This window comes from Alteromonas gracilis (assembly GCF_036870955.2).
GTDB lineage: Bacteria > Pseudomonadota > Gammaproteobacteria > Enterobacterales > Alteromonadaceae > Alteromonas > Alteromonas gracilis_A.
Genome location: NZ_CP145482.2, coordinates 839,257 through 857,218, shown reverse-complemented (window position 1 = coordinate 857,218; position 17,962 = coordinate 839,257). Strand labels below are relative to the sequence as shown.

Below are 17,962 nucleotides of genomic sequence, written 5' to 3'. Positions count from 1 at the left end.
GGTTGAATACTGGTTGTTAATTTTCAGGTAGTCGTATTGCAACTCGTAATTGTTAAGCGTTTATTATTGTTGCTTTTATTCGCCTTTGTAAGTCTCGGCGTAAAAGCATCTACCAAACATGTGTGCTTCTTAAGCGAAGTGACACCGCCTTTTTATTGGGTCGATGCCTCTGGCAAAGCAAAAGGCGCAAACGTAGATCTCGCTAATGCAATCGCGCCCCTGCTTCCCTTTTCTAGTTCTATTGAGCACATGCCTTGGGCGCGAGCTTATCAAGAAACATTGACCAAACCTGACATGGTGCTTCTAACACTATTACGAACGAAAAAACGAGAAGACGATTTCGAATGGCTAGGCGCAGTCAGCAACGTTGAAGCATCACTCATCCATTTAAAACGCAGAGAAGAATTGCAGCTCAATAATTTAGCGCAGGCAAAAGCTTTTCGCGTAGGCACAATACGCGGCTATGGTTCAGCAAATTATCTGCTGCAACAGGGTTTTGAAGAAAATAAGAATCTCGTCCTGGTTTCAGAACCCAATCAGCTCTGGAAGCTTCTTTATCACGGACGCATCGACTTTGTGCTATCAAGCCTAGACACGGGCAGTTACGAAATTGAAGCCGCAGGTTTTAACCCAATTGATGTTACAAGCACGCTAGTATTAGAAGAGATCAGTGCTGAACTTCATGTTGCCACGGGAATGAAAACTGGCGAACGGGAATCTACTGCCATTAAGCAAGCTATTGTTACCTTAAAAGAATCTGGTGAGTATCAGCGCATCTTAAGAAAATGGGGGCTACAGCCTGTTGGCAGCGCCCCCATCGTTTCATCGCAGTAAATACAAAAAACTGCAGAGTAAACGCTTATTCAGCTTCTTTTACTTGGTTGTCGTATTTCTTAAACCACGCCAAAATGTTTTCAACTTTTCCAATCATACGAGACGGCTTTGCTGCTATGCCGTGAGATGATTCAGGCACCTTGACTAAGACCGTTTCTACCTTTTGAAGCTTTAATGCTTGATAGAACTGCTCAGTTTCTGACATGGGTGTGCGCTTATCTTCAACCCCTGTAATTAACATCGTAGGCGTTGTGACATTACCAACGAGAGAAAGCGGCGAACGCTTCCAGTAATGCTCTACATTTTCCCAAGGCTTACCCGGAAACTGGAAAGGAATTTGATAAAGGCCTGAATCTGCGGTCAGTACTTTTGATAGCCAATTGATGACAGGTTTAGCAACAACGGCGGCATTGAAGCGGTCAGTTAAGCCAATAGCATAAGCTGAAGCAATGCCCCCAGCTGAACCACCCGTGATGTAAAGGCGGTTAGGGTCGACAATCCCCTTTTCAATTAACGCATCTATACCAGACATATGATCGGCAAAATCATACTTGGAGCTATATTTACCCTGCAACAATAGCGCAAAGCGCTCGCCATAACCTGTGCTACCTCGATGGTTGTCGTAAAATACAATATATCCTTCGGCAGCCATACGCTGAAGCTCGGCGGTAAACACCTAGCCCATAGGCTAAGTTAGGTCCACCATGAATTTCTAAAATAAGTGGATACTGCTTGCTGCTGTCATAATCAGGCGGAAGGATATACCAGCCTTGTATAGTTTCACCATCTATCGATGAAGGGTAAGTAATTTCTTTAACTTCACCCAGTTTCTTGTGCCCAAGTACATCTTCATTAAGTGCGGTAAGCTGTTTTTCTTTTCGAGTTTTAACGTACAAGTCTGCAGGTCGGTCTGTACGCCCTTTAGTAAAGGCAACAACATCGTCCACTGCATGGAAAGTACCAAACACATAGGGTCTGCCTAGAGTAGTCCCTCCCAAGCCATTGGCTATGTTCTTAATTTGACCAGACAAGGATACGCTATCAACTTGCGCCAAGCCCCGTACAGACTGCTGAAAATAGATGTGCTTGTTATCTTTCCACTGAAAATTAGATACGGTGTTATCTATTTTTTCAGTCAGGTTTTTATGTTCAGAGCCATCGGCGTTCATGACATACAGATAACTATTTTTGTACATCACCTTTTCATCACTTCGGCGCGCATATGCAACGTGGTTACCATCAGGTGAAACCACTGGCGACACTTCAAGTCCTTTAAAGTTGGTTATCTGCGTAATTTCACCACGCATATTCACCGTATAAATATCTGCTTCAACTGGCTCATATTCCCAGTTATCGCTGCGGTTCGCAGAAAAGTAAATGGTGCTTGAATCAGGTGAGAAACTTAAGCTTCCATTGTGATGATAATTTCCAGAAGTTAACTGTCGCGCCGTACCACCGTCAGCAGGTACAACAAAAATGTGCGTATACGCAGGCTCTAATACACCGCGTCCATCGGCTTGATATCGCGCTTTGGTAATATACTCAAACGACGGAGACCACTTGGCGCCTTTTGGCTTTTTGGGCATGTTGACGCTTAACGGCTTTTCTTTGGCATCTACGCTCATGGTAAACGCAATGTATTTGCCATCTGGGGACCATGTGATGTTGCCCAGTGAAGAAGTAACGTTGGTTACTAAAGCGGTTTGCCCGGTATCCATCCAGCGAATATAAAGTTGCGGCTTCCCTTCTTCATTTGATAGGTAAGCTAAGCGCGAACCATCTGGCGACCACCGCGGCGAGTAGTAGCTTTTTTTCGAAGACAAAAGCGGACGATGATATTTTCCGTCAACCGAGGCTAGCCACAAGTTTGAGCGCGTGCTGTCTGTCATTATGTCATTAGAACGACGGACATAAACCACGTGCTCACCATCAGGTGATACGCGCGCCTCGCTTACGTACTCAAGATTGAAAATATCTTCAGATTGGAAGTAATGCTTTTTTACCACATTACTCTCATCTGCACGTATTGCATCATCGTTGGCAAAAGCCAGTGTTGTGGATAATGCGCATGTACTAAGTGCGATGCCCGCAATATAATTGGCAAAAACTGAAGACAAATTTCGATGTGCCTCAGTGCGTTTATTTACTATCGAGCTCATAAAAACCCTACTTTTTATTATTGTTCAAAATTTGTTGTATCAGTACATATATTAATGAATAAATTAATGAGGTTAGCAATAAGCGGTGAGCTTACAAAGAAAGACGATAGAAGGTTTATTAGCCCAATGGATAGTTGCGCAGTTGATGGCACATGCTAACGTTTTAGTATGGTCAGAAAGCGAAGTAAGCTGAATGAACAATCCACATGGTGAGTTTGAAACCTTTGTCACACACCAACTATTACTCTTTTCAGCACGAGGTCCATGGAATGACGAGACCATGAAAAACGGTGTCGTCCGAATGGCTTCTAACATCTCACAATTTGAGGAAGGCTCACAATGGGCACAAGTAAGCTGTTTGTATGGTGAAAGTATTATGCCGCCATCTACGTTCGACATCTTTGTAAAACAAACTCGCATAAGAAAGCGTCGCGGCCTATCGTTTTTGGCTGTGGTGATCCTTGATACCGATATTATGCTTACCATTAAGCAGCAAATAAGCTTGTGTTACGAGTTAGCCGAAGTTCCTTTCGCTTTTTTTGATAACGTGAAGGACGCGCTTTACGCTATAGAAGAGAGAAACATTAGTTTTGATAAAGAAGAGGCTATCGGCTTTTTTGAACAATTTGATTTTACTGAAAAGTAAAAACGCACGGAAAAAGATAAGGAGGACAACAGCCCTCCTTTGAAAAACACTATGACTGCCAGCCTCCTCCTAAAGCTTGATACAAGTCGACCAACGCCGACATTTGCTGCTGCCGAGTTTCAATAAATTCACTTCGAGCTTCTAATGCTTCGCGTTGCGCGAGCAACACTTCAAGGTACTCACCGTGGGCTGATGAAAATAACTTGTTGGCGACATCCACAGACTGGTCTAACGACATGATCTGCTGCTCTTTAGCATTGACACTTTGGGCTAAGTTGTTAAGTTTAGACAAGCTATTAGTTACTTCTACAACCGCACGTACTAGTGCCAACTCATACTCATAAGCAGCTTGAATTTGCTCAGCGCTGGCATTTTGATAAACCGCTTCAATAGCTCGAAGGTTGATCAAAGGAGCAAATAACTCACCAGACAATGAATACGCTAATGACTCAGGCACATTAAACAAATAGCGCGAGTCAAAAGCGGCAAGTCCAAGGCTCGCTTTTAGCTCAAATGACGGATAGAAATTTGCCTTCGCCACACTGATATTTAATTTGGCCGCTTCTAACGCAAGCTCAGCTTGGCGAATATCGGCACGATTACTCAGTAGCTCGGATGGCACCCCAACATTTGGCTTAATTATATTGGCACTCAGCAGTGTCTCACTGCGTCTTGCAATAGGCTGTGGGGGACGTCCAAGCAATAAGTTGAGTGCATTTTCTTTCTCTACAATTTCCTGCTGAATAAGAAAGCGTTCACTCTCATTCTTCTTCACCTCTGCGGTGAAGCGCGATATAGGTAATGAAGTAGAGCGACCATATTGTTTTAGCGTATTAATGGTATTTATCACATTTTGCTGAACAGCTATGGTTGAATCTAGCGTTGAGAGCTTATTATCCAACGCTAACAGTTCAAAGTAAGTACGAGAAACTTCCGACACAAGCTGAGTAATAAAGAACTTACGGCCTTCCACTGACGACATATACTCGAGTGATGCCACTTTCGTTGCATTCCTCAACTTATGCCACACGTCAATCTCCCACGTTGCATTAAGACCCAGTCTTAGGTTTGCTAAGGGGTCTGGAAATGCCTTACCCTCTTTTATATTGAGATGCTCTTCAACGGCTCCATCTCGCGTATATTCTCCCACTTTTTCAGTGTCAGCCTCAACGCCAGCAGAAACTGATGGTAAATACTCCCCTTCTCTAGCGTATACTTCATTAGCTGCCATATTGATACGTTGAAGTAAGATGGCTACCTCTTGATTATTATTGATAGCCGTTTCTACCAACTCAGTTAACTGAGGGTCATTGAACCAATCTCGCCAATCAATACTCGCCGTCTTGGGAGATGAAACACTGTCATCAGTTGCAGATTGCGCATTGTAGTATTCTGGCACACTTATCTGCGGTTCTCGGGTTTCTAATTGAGGGATAGCGCAAGCTTGTACCAGTAATGCGCTTCCTAGGGCAATCCACAGCGGATTGCGTTTCAGAGAAAGTAATTTAGTCATCGCTTAGCACCTCATCGTTATAATGGTAGATCTCGGTTAAAGGAACATGGTCTTCATTTTTAATAAGCGATTTACCTTCTTCTATCTTGGCAAAAAGGTAGTAGAGACCCGGAATAACAAGCACTCCGAAAATGGTGCCAAATAAGGTGCCACCTAGCGCAGATGCGCCAATCGTGCGATTTCCAACAGCGCCTGCTCCTGTCGCTAGGACTAACGGGATAAGACCTGCAACAAATGAAAATGACGTCATAAGAATTGGACGAAAACGCTGTTTTGCAGCTTCCACGGCAGCATCAGCAATTGACATTCCTTGCTGATTTTTCTGTACGGCATATTCGACAATCAAAACCGCATTTTTCCCCAAAAGGCCGACCAGCATGACGAGCCCCAACTGTGCATATACATCATTTGCCAGTCCCATGCCCTGAAGAAACAAGAAAGAACCCACAATACCTGTTGGTAACGATAAGATGACTGCAAGTGGTAAAAGTAGACTCTCGTACTGAGATGCCAACACGATATAAACGAAAAGCAATACAACAGCGAAAATGACAATAGCTTCATTGCCGCGTTTCGCTTCATCATAAGACAAACCTTCCCAACCGATGTCATACCCCTTAGGTAGGGTAGTGGCTGCCACTTCTTCTACTGCTTTTATCGCTTCAGCGGACGTGTACCCCTTCGCAGGTTCGGCCCTAATGGCAGCAGATGTGTATAGGTTGTATCGTGTAATTTCGTTCGGGCCTTGGGTTTTTATCAACTTCATGAATGCAGAGTAAGGCACCATTTCTCCTTCTTCATTGCGTACGTAGTAATCCATTAAATCACTAGGATAGCGACGATATTCTGGAGCACTTTGCGTATACACCTTGAAAAAGTTATTGAAACGAGTGAAACCTTGCTCATAGGTACTACCTATCAAGATATTTAGGTTTTCCATCGCTTGACCAATGGAAACCCCTTTTTGCATCGCAGCTTGGTTATCAATCTCAATTTTGTACTGAGGGTAATCAGCAGCATAAAAGGTAAACAAGCCTTTCAATTCTTTGCGCTGACGTAATGCGCTCATAAAGTCTTTATTGATTTCATCAAGCTCTTGATAATCGGTCGTATTGGTTTTATCCAAGAGCCTAAACGATAATCCCGAAGACGCACCGTAACCGGGTACGACAGGTGGTTCAAAATATTCAATGACAGCACCTAGGTGATGTGTCTTTGATTCTAACGCTTCGATAATGTCTCTGACAGATTGTTCTCTGTCAGACCAGTCATCTAGGTTTATCAAACACGTCCCTGCATTCGACCCTCGCCCCTCCGTTAGTATTTCATAGCCAGCCAGTGACGATACTGACGATACGCCTTCTACTTCTAGCGCCAGACTTTGAAGCTCTCTTGCAACCGTGTTTGTTGCTTCAAGCGTACTGCCCGGTGGCGTTTGAATAATGGCATATATTTGACCTTGATCTTCGCCGGGAATAAATCCTGTCGGCAGCGCCTGATTTAGTCCAAACGTAGTAGCAATGAAGCCCCCTAGCACAACAACAGTAACCAAACGACGAGTCACTAGCGCCTTTATTATCGCCGTATAACGCCCAGTTAACTTGTTAAACCATCGATTGAAACCATCAATCAGCTTGCTCAGAGGCGTTGTTTTTCGTACGTGAGTATGCGGATTTTTAAGCAACATCGCGCAAAGCACAGGCGTTAAAGAAAGGGCTACAACACAAGAGATAATGATGGAAGACGCCATAGTTATGGAGAATTGACGATAGAAGACGCCAACAGGTCCCGTCATAAAGATAAGTGGGATAAATACCGCAGTCATCACTAGGGTGATAGCAATAATGGCTCCCCCCATTTCACCGAGTACCTGTTGAGTTGCCATATAAGGCGTCAGCGTTTGGCTTTCTTCCATTTTAGCGTGCACTGCCTCGACAATAACAATTGCGTTATCGACTACGATGCCTATGGCTAATACCAATGCAAACAGGGTAATTAAGTTGATATTGACGCCCGTTGCCTGCATACAAAAGAAGGTACCAACCAATGACACAGGTACCGCTAATAAGGGGATCAAGGTAGACCGCCAGTCACCAAGGAACACAAAAACAACCAGTGATACAAGGATGAATGCTTCAAACAATGTATGAAGTACCTGTTCAATCGATGCATCTAAGAACTTTGAAACATCGTAGTTTATCTCGTACTTCATGCCTTCTGGGAAGGTCTTCTCAAGTTCTACCATTTTGGCTTTTACTTGCGATATAACGTCGTTGGCACTACTGCCGTAGTTTTGCTTTAACACAATAGCGGCTGAAGGATAGCCATCTTTGTTCGAATAGATATCGAAAAATTCGCTACTAAGCTCTACATCAGCAATATCACCGAGTTTTAGCAACCTACCATCGCTGTCAGCGCGAATGATGATATTTTTATATTCCTCAGGCTCATCGTATCGGCCTTCATAAATCAGTACGTATTCTTTAGATTGTGCCGCAATACCCGAGCTGCGACCTAAGCGGCCAGGACGACCTATCAAACTTTGTTCGTCTATTGCCTCCATTATCTCATCGACGGAGATATTGTATGCACGCATACGATCAGGTTTGAGCCAAATACGCATAGCATATTGTCTGCTTCCCAGTATTTTTGCACTGGCTATTCCATTAACCCTTTGTATTTCTGGAATGAGATTGATATTCGAATAGTTGTACAAGAACTTTTCATCGGCAGAGTCATCTGTACTATAAACATTAATGTACATAAGCATACTGGGTTGAACCCGTTCTAATACGACGCCCTCAAGCTGAACCAACTGAGGCAGCAGGTTCATTATCTGGTCGAGCCTTGTTTTCACGTTAATGAGCGCTTGATTGGGGTCGACATCGAGGTCAAATATCACCTGAATAGTTGCCTCACCCGCACTAGTGGCATCTGATACTATGTACTTCATACCAGGAACCCCATTGATTGAGCGCTCAATGGTCACCAGCGATGATTTCACCAAGACATCAGCACTTGAACCGGGATAGGCTAAAGAAATTAACACCCGCGGTGGCGCGATATCGGGAAATTGCGACGTTGGTAAACTAAATACCGACAAAATACCTAAAAATATGATCATCAGAGACAGCATTATTGCCATAACTGGTCGTTTTATGAATACACCAAACATATCCCCTCCTTATTCCGCGTGAAGTGACAGTTCTGCTAACATGTCATTTGCTGAAACAAGTTCGGGGTCAATTTGTTGCCCATTGCTTACGCGACGCAACCCCTCTATAAGAATGGTATCGTCGTCTTTTAACCCTTCTGATACCACGTATATATGAGGCAGCTCAGCCGCTATGTTGATGTGACGCGTTGCAAGCTTGTTATCGCCGTCAAGGACGTAGACATAGCTTTGATCGAGAATTTCAAATGTGGCCTTTTGCGGAATTACCAAACTATCAGCAAAATCAATATCAACTAAGATGTTACCCGTTTGACCGTGGCGCAGTAATTCACTGGGATTAGGAAACGTTGCACGCATTTCAATTGTCCCAGTGTGATTGTCAAAGTCGGCCTCAATCGCGTCAATTACTCCCGCATATGGATATATGCTGCCGTTCGCCAGTTTTAAGCGCACTTGCGTTGTATTATCTGCTGTTCCACTTTGTGCATAGTCAAGATATTCGGCCTCTGATACGTTGAAATATACCCACATTTGACTTAGATCAGACATAGTTGTTAGCAGTTCGCCTTCATCAAGTAAGCTGCCCGTTCTTGCCTCTAGACGGTCCATTTTGCTGGTAAATGGCGCTTTAACATCAGTAAATGCTAAATGTGCTTTAGCCAACTCTACTTCTGCCAATGCCTTTTGGTATTGGGCTTCAACTACTGCTAATTCATTAGGAGACACGATACTTTGATCGACCAAAGATTTGGTATTGTTGTACTCCATATAAACCGCTTTTGCTTCTGCTTCTGCTTTATGAAGCTCCGCTTCATAAACCGTTGGCGAAACTTTAAACATGAGCTCGCCTTTCTTCACGGTTTGGCCTTCATCAACGAAAGTATCTTGAAGATATCCTTTTTCCATCGCTCTCAGTTCAATGTGCTGAATGGCATGGATTTGACTTACATACTCTTTAACCAGCGTAGTATCTTGTCGTAGTGGATGTGTCACATTTAACTGCAATGTTGCGTGATGCTCATTGTGTTCTTGATGTCCACAACCGCCCAGTAAAGCAGTAAAAATACTTACTGCTACAAGTGTTTTTTTACTCATGATGTAATTTCGTTTTAAAAAAGATTCAGACTTGAGACCCTCACTCGGGTACACATAATCTTCGCGTGACATCAAACAACGCTTTTGTGCTTGAACGCTGCAAAAGCTTGTGAATTAGACACGCGGAACTAGCCAACTTTTAAAAGCTGGGGTGAAGTACTATCGAAAAAATAAAAGATGCTTGTAAGCCTGTTGGCGCATTGGCACAAAGACGCAAAGCATTAGACTAGTGGGGGAGCACGAGTAAGTGGTGTTATATAATTTTTGGAGGGCGTAACTCTGATAAAAGGCGCATAAAGTAGCGTTTTAAGCAGAACAAATTGCGCATCTTCAACCTGCTGTGTTTCAGGTGCAAGAGGGTTGTCATGACCACTCTCTTCAGCTTCAAATTCTAGAGCAAGCTCACTTATAGACGCATCAAAGTGATACTGGCTATCTATCGGCTCATAACCTTGTTCAACCCCCAACAGGCACGTAAACAATAGCATTATCATCACAAATGATAATGATTGCTTAACGCTCTGATTATTGTTTGGTTGCGCGATATTCAAGGTACTGAGAATTTTAAATACTGCAAAAATGCGCATTTATGCTACACAGTGTGTGATTTAATGACAAGAAAAATACGGTGCTAAAAGATTACGGTAAATGCTATAGGACTGTTATCTTTCATCGCTCCCATAACATTGGCGTCAATAACCTCGCTTAATGTGTTAACAATGGACAACGACAAAGAGCGCTTGTGGCGCTCTTTCATTCAATGCAACGAAGACATTTAAGCTTTAGACGCTTGGTAAATACCTTCAATAGCGTCATCTAACGTGGCTTCAAACTCTTCTTGCGTTTGTTGTGCCGATACACCTTCTGTTAATGCTCGAGAGAAGCTCGCGATCATGCCTTGATTTTCAGACAACTTCGCGTTTGCGTCTTCACGACTATAACCACCAGACAGCGCAACAACTTTAAGCACGCGAGGATGATCAACAAGCTCTTTGTAAAAGTTTGCCTCAGTAGGAAGCGTCAGTTTCAACATAACCTCTTGACCTTCATTTAGCAGGTTCAGCTGCGTAAGAATCTCGAGTTTAAGCAGTGCTTCCGCTTCTGCTTTTTTTGGGCTATGGATATCAACTTCAGGCTCAATAATAGGCACTAAACCAGCAGCAAGAATTTGTTTACCCACTTCAAACTGTTGTGCAACAACATCTTTAATACCTTGATGATTAGCTAGCTTCACAACGCTTCGCATTTTAGTACCAAACACATCTTGCGCTACTGCTTTTGCCAATAATGTATCTAGGCCTGGCATCGGCTTCATCACCTGTACGCCATTGCTTTCTTCGGCTAACCCTTTATCCACTTTAAGGAATGGAATGACACGCTTTTTCTGCCACAAAAAGTGTGCAGAAGACATGCCTTCAATTTCTCGGTCGAGGGTATTTTCAAATAAGATAGCGCCAAGTACACGTTCGCCGCTAAAAGGGGTGCTGGTGATAATGCGAGTACGCATTTCGTGAACAAGATTAAACATCTCTTCATCTGAGCTGTATTCAGACTCTTCGATGCCGTAAAGACGTAGCGCCTTAGGTGTACTGCCGCCGCTTTGATCTAACGCAGCAATAAAACCGGTTTGCGTCTTTAGTTTATCCAGCATTGCCTGCTGAGCTTGTGATGCCATTGCAACACTCCTTTTGTATTGTACTGCCGCTAAGGGCAGGTGTAGGGTTTATAGTTATGTGCTGGCGTACGTCACTGTATCGCCAGCGAAATCGTTTCCGATCTAATGAGTGCATGTATGAAAGCTGTTAAACACGCAACCACGTATATTTCGACGGTATATTTATTGGTTTAACCTATTTAAGTTACACCGCCCCATTAAGCCTTTTTTATTATTGTTTTCGCTTAATTTATTTATTTTTTTCTTCTAGTACAGCTACTGCTGGAAGTGTTTTTCCTTCAAGGAATTCTAAGAAAGCACCACCACCAGTTGAAATATAAGACACTTTGTCGGCAATTTCGTATTTGTCTACCGCTGCAAGTGTATCACCGCCACTAAGCAATAGAAAAAGCATCGCTAGCCGCAATAGCTTCAGATAGTGCCTTGGTACCTGCGCTAAACTGTTCAAATTCAAATACGCCTACTGGGCCATTCCATACAATGGTACCGGCGTTTTTGATGATATCTTCTAATGCCTTTGATGACTCAGGACCGATGTCGAAAATCATATCATCGTCGGCAACATCACTAACTGCTTTTAAAGTCGCTTCCGTGTTTTCGTCAAACGCTTTTCCTACGACAACATCGGTAGGTACAGGAATATTACCGCCATTGGCTTGCGCTTCACTCATTAACTGAGAAGCTTGTTCGGTAAGGTCCATTTCTACTAGTGACTTACCTACTTTGTGGCCTTGAGCAGCGATGAATGTATTAGCGATACCGCCGCCCACAATTAGCTGGTCAACTTTTTCGGCAAGTGATTCAAGCACGGTTAGCTTCGTTGATACCTTTGAACCACCTACAATTGCTACCATAGGACGCTTAGGGTTATCTAGCGCTTTACCTAATGCATCTAATTCAGCAGCAAGTAGCGGGCCAGCACAGGCTTTAGGAGCAAACTTAGCGACGCCATGCGTAGACGCTTGTGCGCGATGTGCCGTACCAAATGCGTCCATGACAAAAATATCGCAAAGCGCTGCGTACTGCTTGGCCAAGGTTTCGTCGTCTTTCTTTTCACCTTTGTTAAAGCGCACGTTTTCAAGGATAACCAACTCGCCATCGTTTAACTGCACGCCATCTAAATAGTCTGTAACAAGCTTAACTGGCACATCTAGCGCATCATTTAAGTAATCAACAACTGGCTGAAGAGAGAATTCGTCGGCAGGCTCACCTTCGGTTGGGCGCCCTAGGTGAGACATCACCATTACAGCTGCGCCCGCTTCAAGCGCAGCCTTAATAGTAGGGATTGATGCCTTGATACGCGCATCAGACGTTACTTTACCGTCTTTTACCGGTACGTTTAGATCTTGTCTTATAAGAACGCGTTGACCGTTAAGTGCCATATCGTTCATGCTTGGAATTGCCATTGTCTTTCCTTGTTAATTCAAAATTCAGGTGAGTGCTTGGCCTATTATGGTGCATGACGCTTGTCATGACCTGACGGTGTACACACTCTAATTAACTGTGAAAGCTGCGCGGGCTGGTGCTACCAACCCGTGGCAGCATCAATGCTTATTTTGCGTCGAACATCGCTTTAGCTGTATCGAGCATACGGTTTGCAAAACCCCATTCGTTGTCACACCACACTAGCGTTTTAACAAGCTGCTTGTGACTGACCCTTGTTTGTGTGCCATCTACAATACACGAGTGCGGGTCATGATTAAAATCTACTGAAACTAACGGCTCTTCAGTGTAGTCCAAAATACCGTGTAAACGACCGTCTTTTGCTTGTCTCAATGCACGGTTTACATCTTCAATAGTCACCTTACTACTTAGTGTCACACTCAAATCCATGGCTGTGACATTAATAGTGGGCACGCGCACAGCAATGGCTTCAAACTTACCAGCAAACTTAGGCAGAATGCGCTCTATACCGAGCGGCAAGGCGCGTATCAACCGGAATAATTGACTGACTTGCAGCGCGAGTACGGCGTAAATCTTCATGGTATGCATCGATGACTTGCTGGTCATGCATAGAGGCGTGGATGGTAGTGATCGTACCACTTTCAACGCCAAAGGCTGCATCGAGTGCTTGAATGACAGGTACGATGCAATTGGTGGTACACGAGCCATTAGAGACTAATTTTTGTTCACTGGTCAATGTGTCTTCGTTTGTACCAAAGATGACAGTGTTGTCTAAATCGGGAGAGCCAGGAGACGAGAACAGCACCTTACCAGCACCTGCATCTATGTGGGCTTGCCCTGATGCCCTATCGTCAAATTTGCCCGTACATTCCAGTACAATATCTACGCCGAGAGCTTTCCAGGGTAGATCTGCAATATCCTTAACGGCAAGCAGCGTAATATCGTCGCCCGCGACGTTAAGCGTATTATTTTCTAAGGCCACATCAAAACGGAACCGCCCGTGGGCGGTATCGTATTTAAGTAAATGTGCTATGCCTTCTGGCTTGGCAATGTCGTTAATGGCCACAACATTAAATTCGTTATTGCGCCCACTTTCATACAGTGCGCGCAATACATTGCGACCAATACGACCAAACCCATTAATGGCAATATTTACCATAGGCTTATTTTTTTACCTCTTACAGAGACAGTGCAGCCTCTACTACAGCGTCAGTGGTAATGTTGAAGTGCTTGAACAAGTCACCCGCAGGTGCAGACTCACCAAAGGTGTCCATACCTACAATCGCGCCATTAAAGCCAACGTACTTGTACCAGCTGTCTTTCGACAATGCTTCAACCGCAACGCGTTTAACAACGCTCGATGGCAATACACTTTCACGGTAGTCAGCAGACTGACGGTCAAATACGTCAGTAGATGGCATAGACACTACGCGTACCGCTTTGCCTTGCTCCGTGAGTTTAGCCGCAGCTTCAACAGCAAGCTGAACCTCAGAACCGGTACCAATAAGAATAAGCTCTGGCGTACCTTCACAATCTTTAAGTACGTAACCGCCTTTAGCGATATCAGCGACTTGTTGAGCATTTCTTTCTTGCTGTGCAAGGCCTTGACGCGTAAAGATTAGCGTTGTTGGGCCGTCTGTACGCTCAATTGCTGACTTCCACGAGACCGCCGATTCAACTTGGTCACACGGACGCCAGTTATCAAGATTAGGCGTAGCACGTAGTGCAACTACCTGTTCTACTGGCTGGTGCGTTGGGCCATCTTCACCCAAACCAATTGAGTCGTGAGTGTAAACGAAAATAGCAGGCTGCTTCATTAGTGCCGCCATACGTACTGCGTTACGCGCATATTCCATGAACATGAGGAAGGTTGCGCCGTACGCTTTAAAACCGCCGTGAAGAGCAATACCGTTCATCATGGCAGACATACCGAATTCGCGTACGCCGTAATAAATGTAGTTACCAGATGCATCGTTTGCTTCAACACCCTTGCTGCCTTCCCAAATGGTTAGGTTAGAACCTGCAAGGTCAGCTGAGCCACCTAAAAGTTCTGGCAGTAACGGGCCAAATGCGTTTAGTGCATTTTGCGATGCTTTACGTGAAGCAATGTTTTGTGGGTTTGCTTGAAGTTCAGCAATGATTGCATCAGCCTTATCGCTGAAGTCTGCAGGCAGTTCGCCATTAACACGGCGTTTAAACTCTGCAGCAAGTTCTGGATAGGCAGCTTCATAGGCAGCGAAGGCATCGTTCCATGCACTTTCTGCCTTTGAACCTTTGTCTTTACCATCCCAGCCCGCGTAAATATCGTCTGGGATTTCAAACGCGCCATGGCTCCAGCCAAGCTTTTCACGAGTAGCAACAATTTCATCTTCACCTAGCGGTGCACCGTGACAAGACTCGGTACCTTCTTTGTTAGGCGAACCAAAACCAATGGTGGTTTTACAACAAATCAGCGTGGGCTGAGCAGTGTTGGCTTGCGCCTTTTCGATAGCCGCTTTAACTTGCTCAGCATCGTGACCGTCAACACCTTCAATCACATCCCAGCCGTAGCTTTTAAAGCGCGCTAGGTGTATCGTCGGTAAACCAACCTTCTACTTCACCGTCAATGGAAATGCCGTTGTCATCCCAAAACGCGATGAGTTTGCCAAGGCCAAGTGTACTTACCAATGAGCAGGTTTCGTGAGAAATGCCTTCCATTAGGCAGCCGTCGCCCATAAATGCATAAGTGAAGTGATCAACAATATCGTGACCGTCGCGGTTAAATTGTGCAGCTAGTACTTTTTCAGCAAGTGCCATACCTACCGCGTTGCTGATACCTTGCCCCAGCGGACCTGTAGTGGTTTCTACACCTGGCGCATAGCCATATTCAGGGTGACCCGGTGTTTTAGAGTGTAGCTGACGGAAGTTCTTCAACTCTTCGATAGGCAAATCGTAACCAGCCAAGTGAAGTAAAGAGTACAACAACATTGAGCCGTGGCCGTTTGAAAGAACAAAGCGGTCGCGATTAGCCCATGACGGGTTTGCAGGGTTGTGTGATAAGAAATCACTCCATAGTACCTGCGCGATATCAGCCATCCCCATAGGGGCGCCTGGGTGACCAGATTTAGCTTGTTGAACGGCATCCATGCTTAATGCACGGATAGCATTGGCGAGTTCACGACGAGAGGGCATGTTGTCTCCTGATTTATTTTGTATCTTTTGGTACCGCAGTAGTAAATTGATGTGAGCACTGAGGAACACCAATTGTCTGCTCTAGCTCTACTTCTAGGCACTTTTGAATGTGAGGGTATTCTTACCCATGCCACCTTTCAGTTCAATGGATTTTCATTGCCATTATCGAAAGTAAATCCAAAAACGTCTATTCGGCTTATAAAGCGCTCGGCACTGCCGATACCCTCAATGACCACAATCCCTTTGTTCTATATTGAAAAACCCTAAAAGTGATCGGGTTATGTCAACAATTCGTAACAAAGAGACTTTTAGACGTCTAGAAGTAAAGACTGGTATTTATAACTTGTTTTAGTACAATATACGACTATTTTGATAAATTAACGCTTACGGAGCATTTATGGCCACGCATTTATTCACATCCGAGTCAGTGTCTGAAGGACATCCGGACAAGATTGCTGATCAAATCTCAGATGCCGTTCTTGACGCTATTTTAGAGCAAGATCCGCGCGCTCGGGTGGCCTGCGAAACGTATGTAAAAACCGGTATGGTTTTAGTAGGTGGTGAAGTGACCACCTCAGCATGGGTAGACATTGAAGAGCTTACCCGCAACACAGTGAAAGAAATTGGTTATACGCATTCAGATATGGGTTTTGATGCAGACTCGTGTGCTGTATTGAATGCTATTGGTAAACAGTCACCTGATATTAATCAAGGTGTTGACCGCGAGAGTTTGGAAGAACAAGGCGCTGGCGACCAAGGTCTTATGTTCGGTTATGCCAGTGACGAAACTGACGTATTAATGCCGCTCCCATCACGTATTCGCACCGCCTGGTACAAAAACAGGCTGAATTGCGCAAGTCTGGCAAGCTAGACTTTTTGCGCCCTGATGCAAAAAGCCAAATTACGTTTAAATATGAAAACGACAAGCCTGTTGGTATTGATGCGGTAGTGCTTTCAACTCAGCACTGTGATTCAGTAAGCACTGAAACCGTTCGTGAAGCGGTAATGGAAGAAATCATCAAGCCTGTTCTGCCAAGCGAATGGATTGATGCCAATACTCGTTTCCATATTAACCCTACTGGCCGCTTTGTTATTGGTGGTCCTATGGGCGACTGTGGTCTAACAGGCCGTAAAATCATCGTAGATACCTACGGCGGCATGGCACGTCACGGCGGTGGCGCATTCTCTGGTAAAGATCCGTCAAAAGTAGACCGCAGCGCAGCATACGCAGGCCGTTATGTTGCTAAGAATATTGTTGCAGCAGGTCTAGCTAAGCGTTGTGAAATTCAGGTGTCTTACGCAATTGGTGTGGCAGAGCCTACATCTATCAGCATTGATACCTTTGGAACTGGTGTTGTGGACGAGAAAACACTTGTTGCGTTGGTACGCGAGCACTTCGACCTGCGTCCTTATGGTCTTATCCAAATGCTAGACCTTGAGCGACCTATCTACCGCCCAACAGCAGCTTATGGTCACTTTGGTCGTGACGAGTTCCCGTGGGAAGCAACAGATAAGGCGCAAGCTCTTAAAGCTTCAATATAAATTCGAAGAAACAAAAAAAGCAGCCAATTGGCTGCTTTTTTTTGATAAAAATTACTTATAAGCTCATTGTTGGTATCGTCACGAAGAGTTTCTTGCGCAATTAAACGGTCAGCCGATGAGTCTGAGTAAGCGGGGGAGTGATAATTCTGTCTGGTAAGCCAAACCGAGCGAGTGCGACATTTTGAAACTCTTTTCGATGTGTCACTTCAACATCCGCAAAATCAGGGGGAAGGAACTGTCTGCTACTGATTTCACTATCAAACTCAACTTCAACCAGTTTTAATGGCGACAAATTTCCAGTAAATACATCAAACACCAATTGCACTCCGTAAAAGTCGATACGATACCTTTGCTTCTCGACGCGCATGTTTTGTGTCAGCGGCCATAGATCATCAAATTGTTCGGCGGTTAAATCAACACGCGTGTCTCTGCGTTTCAATCCTAGTCCCTGCTTAACCGTCATCGTAAATGCGCCGCCTTCATCCCTTATACGAATATGTTTGTCTTGCTCGCTAGCAAGGTACCCTGGCGTATAGATACTCGGTTGTCGTGTATCGAGCAGCCCGTCTGGCACATAGGTAACAATAAACTTTCTTTCGAATTCCCATTCCGTATGCATGTCAAAAGCTCTCCATATGGCTGGAATACGCTTAACCTTTCATAAGCATTATTCCCATTGACTTACGCAGCGTACAACGATGCGCCAAATACAATTCCTATCTTTAAAATTAGTTCAGAAATTGAAAAT

Annotated in this window: 8 protein-coding genes and 5 pseudogenes; 3 read left to right on the top strand and 10 right to left on the bottom strand. The window is 44.4% G+C overall.

Translation table 11 applies throughout. The annotated features are described in order from the left end of the window. Window positions 1–36 precede the first annotated feature (36 nt). Entirely contained in the window at window positions 37–834 is a 798-nt protein-coding gene (locus tag V6N89_RS04175) for a substrate-binding periplasmic protein (protein WP_338516473.1), read from the top strand. 25 nt (window positions 835–859) lie between these two features. On the opposite strand, the pseudogene V6N89_RS04170 reads toward V6N89_RS04175, so the two are convergent. After that, window positions 860–2,993, bottom strand: a pseudogene (locus tag V6N89_RS04170) (prolyl oligopeptidase family serine peptidase). A 193-nt stretch (window positions 2,994–3,186) separates the two neighbouring features. Here V6N89_RS04170 and V6N89_RS04165 point away from each other — a divergent pair. Then, window positions 3,187–3,639: a hypothetical protein gene (locus V6N89_RS04165; protein WP_346993444.1), complete on the top strand. Its 453-nt coding sequence runs from the start codon at window positions 3,187–3,189 to the stop codon at window positions 3,637–3,639. Between the two features lie 49 nt (window positions 3,640–3,688). Here the strand turns inward: V6N89_RS04165 and V6N89_RS04160 are convergent, their stop codons facing one another. From V6N89_RS04160 to tkt, 8 genes and pseudogenes are all read right to left on the bottom strand, one after another. Next, window positions 3,689–5,152 (bottom strand): TolC family protein, encoded by a 1,464-nt coding sequence (locus V6N89_RS04160; protein WP_338516471.1) that lies wholly within the window; start codon window positions 5,150–5,152, stop codon window positions 3,689–3,691. Then, window positions 5,145–8,327, bottom strand: a complete 3,183-nt coding sequence (locus tag V6N89_RS04155) for an efflux RND transporter permease subunit (RefSeq protein WP_346993443.1) — start codon at window positions 8,325–8,327, stop codon at window positions 5,145–5,147. The genes V6N89_RS04160 and V6N89_RS04155 overlap by 8 nt, the downstream gene beginning before the upstream one ends. A gap of 9 nt (window positions 8,328–8,336) precedes the next feature. Next, complete coding sequence (locus V6N89_RS04150) at window positions 8,337–9,422, bottom strand: efflux RND transporter periplasmic adaptor subunit (RefSeq protein WP_346993442.1); 1,086 nt, start codon at window positions 9,420–9,422, stop codon at window positions 8,337–8,339. Window positions 9,423–9,643: 221 nt separating this feature from the next. Next, window positions 9,644–10,009, bottom strand: a complete 366-nt coding sequence (locus V6N89_RS04145) for a hypothetical protein (protein ID WP_346993441.1) — start codon at window positions 10,007–10,009, stop codon at window positions 9,644–9,646. A 188-nt stretch (window positions 10,010–10,197) separates the two neighbouring features. Further along, on the bottom strand, window positions 10,198–11,097 hold the full coding sequence (locus V6N89_RS04140) for a fructose bisphosphate aldolase (protein WP_338516464.1): 900 nt from the start codon (window positions 11,095–11,097) through the stop codon (window positions 10,198–10,200). A gap of 229 nt (window positions 11,098–11,326) precedes the next feature. Then, a pseudogene (locus tag V6N89_RS04135) lies at window positions 11,327–12,503 on the bottom strand (phosphoglycerate kinase). Window positions 12,504–12,648: 145 nt separating this feature from the next. Beyond that, a pseudogene (gene epd, locus V6N89_RS04130) lies at window positions 12,649–13,660 on the bottom strand (erythrose-4-phosphate dehydrogenase). Between the two features lie 19 nt (window positions 13,661–13,679). Continuing rightward, window positions 13,680–15,672 (bottom strand): annotated as a pseudogene (gene tkt / locus V6N89_RS04125) (transketolase). 397 nt (window positions 15,673–16,069) lie between these two features. Between tkt and metK the strand changes: the two are divergent. Then, window positions 16,070–17,214, top strand: a pseudogene (gene metK, locus V6N89_RS04120) (methionine adenosyltransferase). Between the two features lie 100 nt (window positions 17,215–17,314). On the opposite strand, the gene V6N89_RS04115 reads toward metK, so the two are convergent. Further along, complete coding sequence (locus V6N89_RS04115; protein WP_346993440.1) at window positions 17,315–17,833, bottom strand: hypothetical protein; 519 nt, start codon at window positions 17,831–17,833, stop codon at window positions 17,315–17,317. Between the last annotated feature and the right edge of the window lie 129 nt (window positions 17,834–17,962).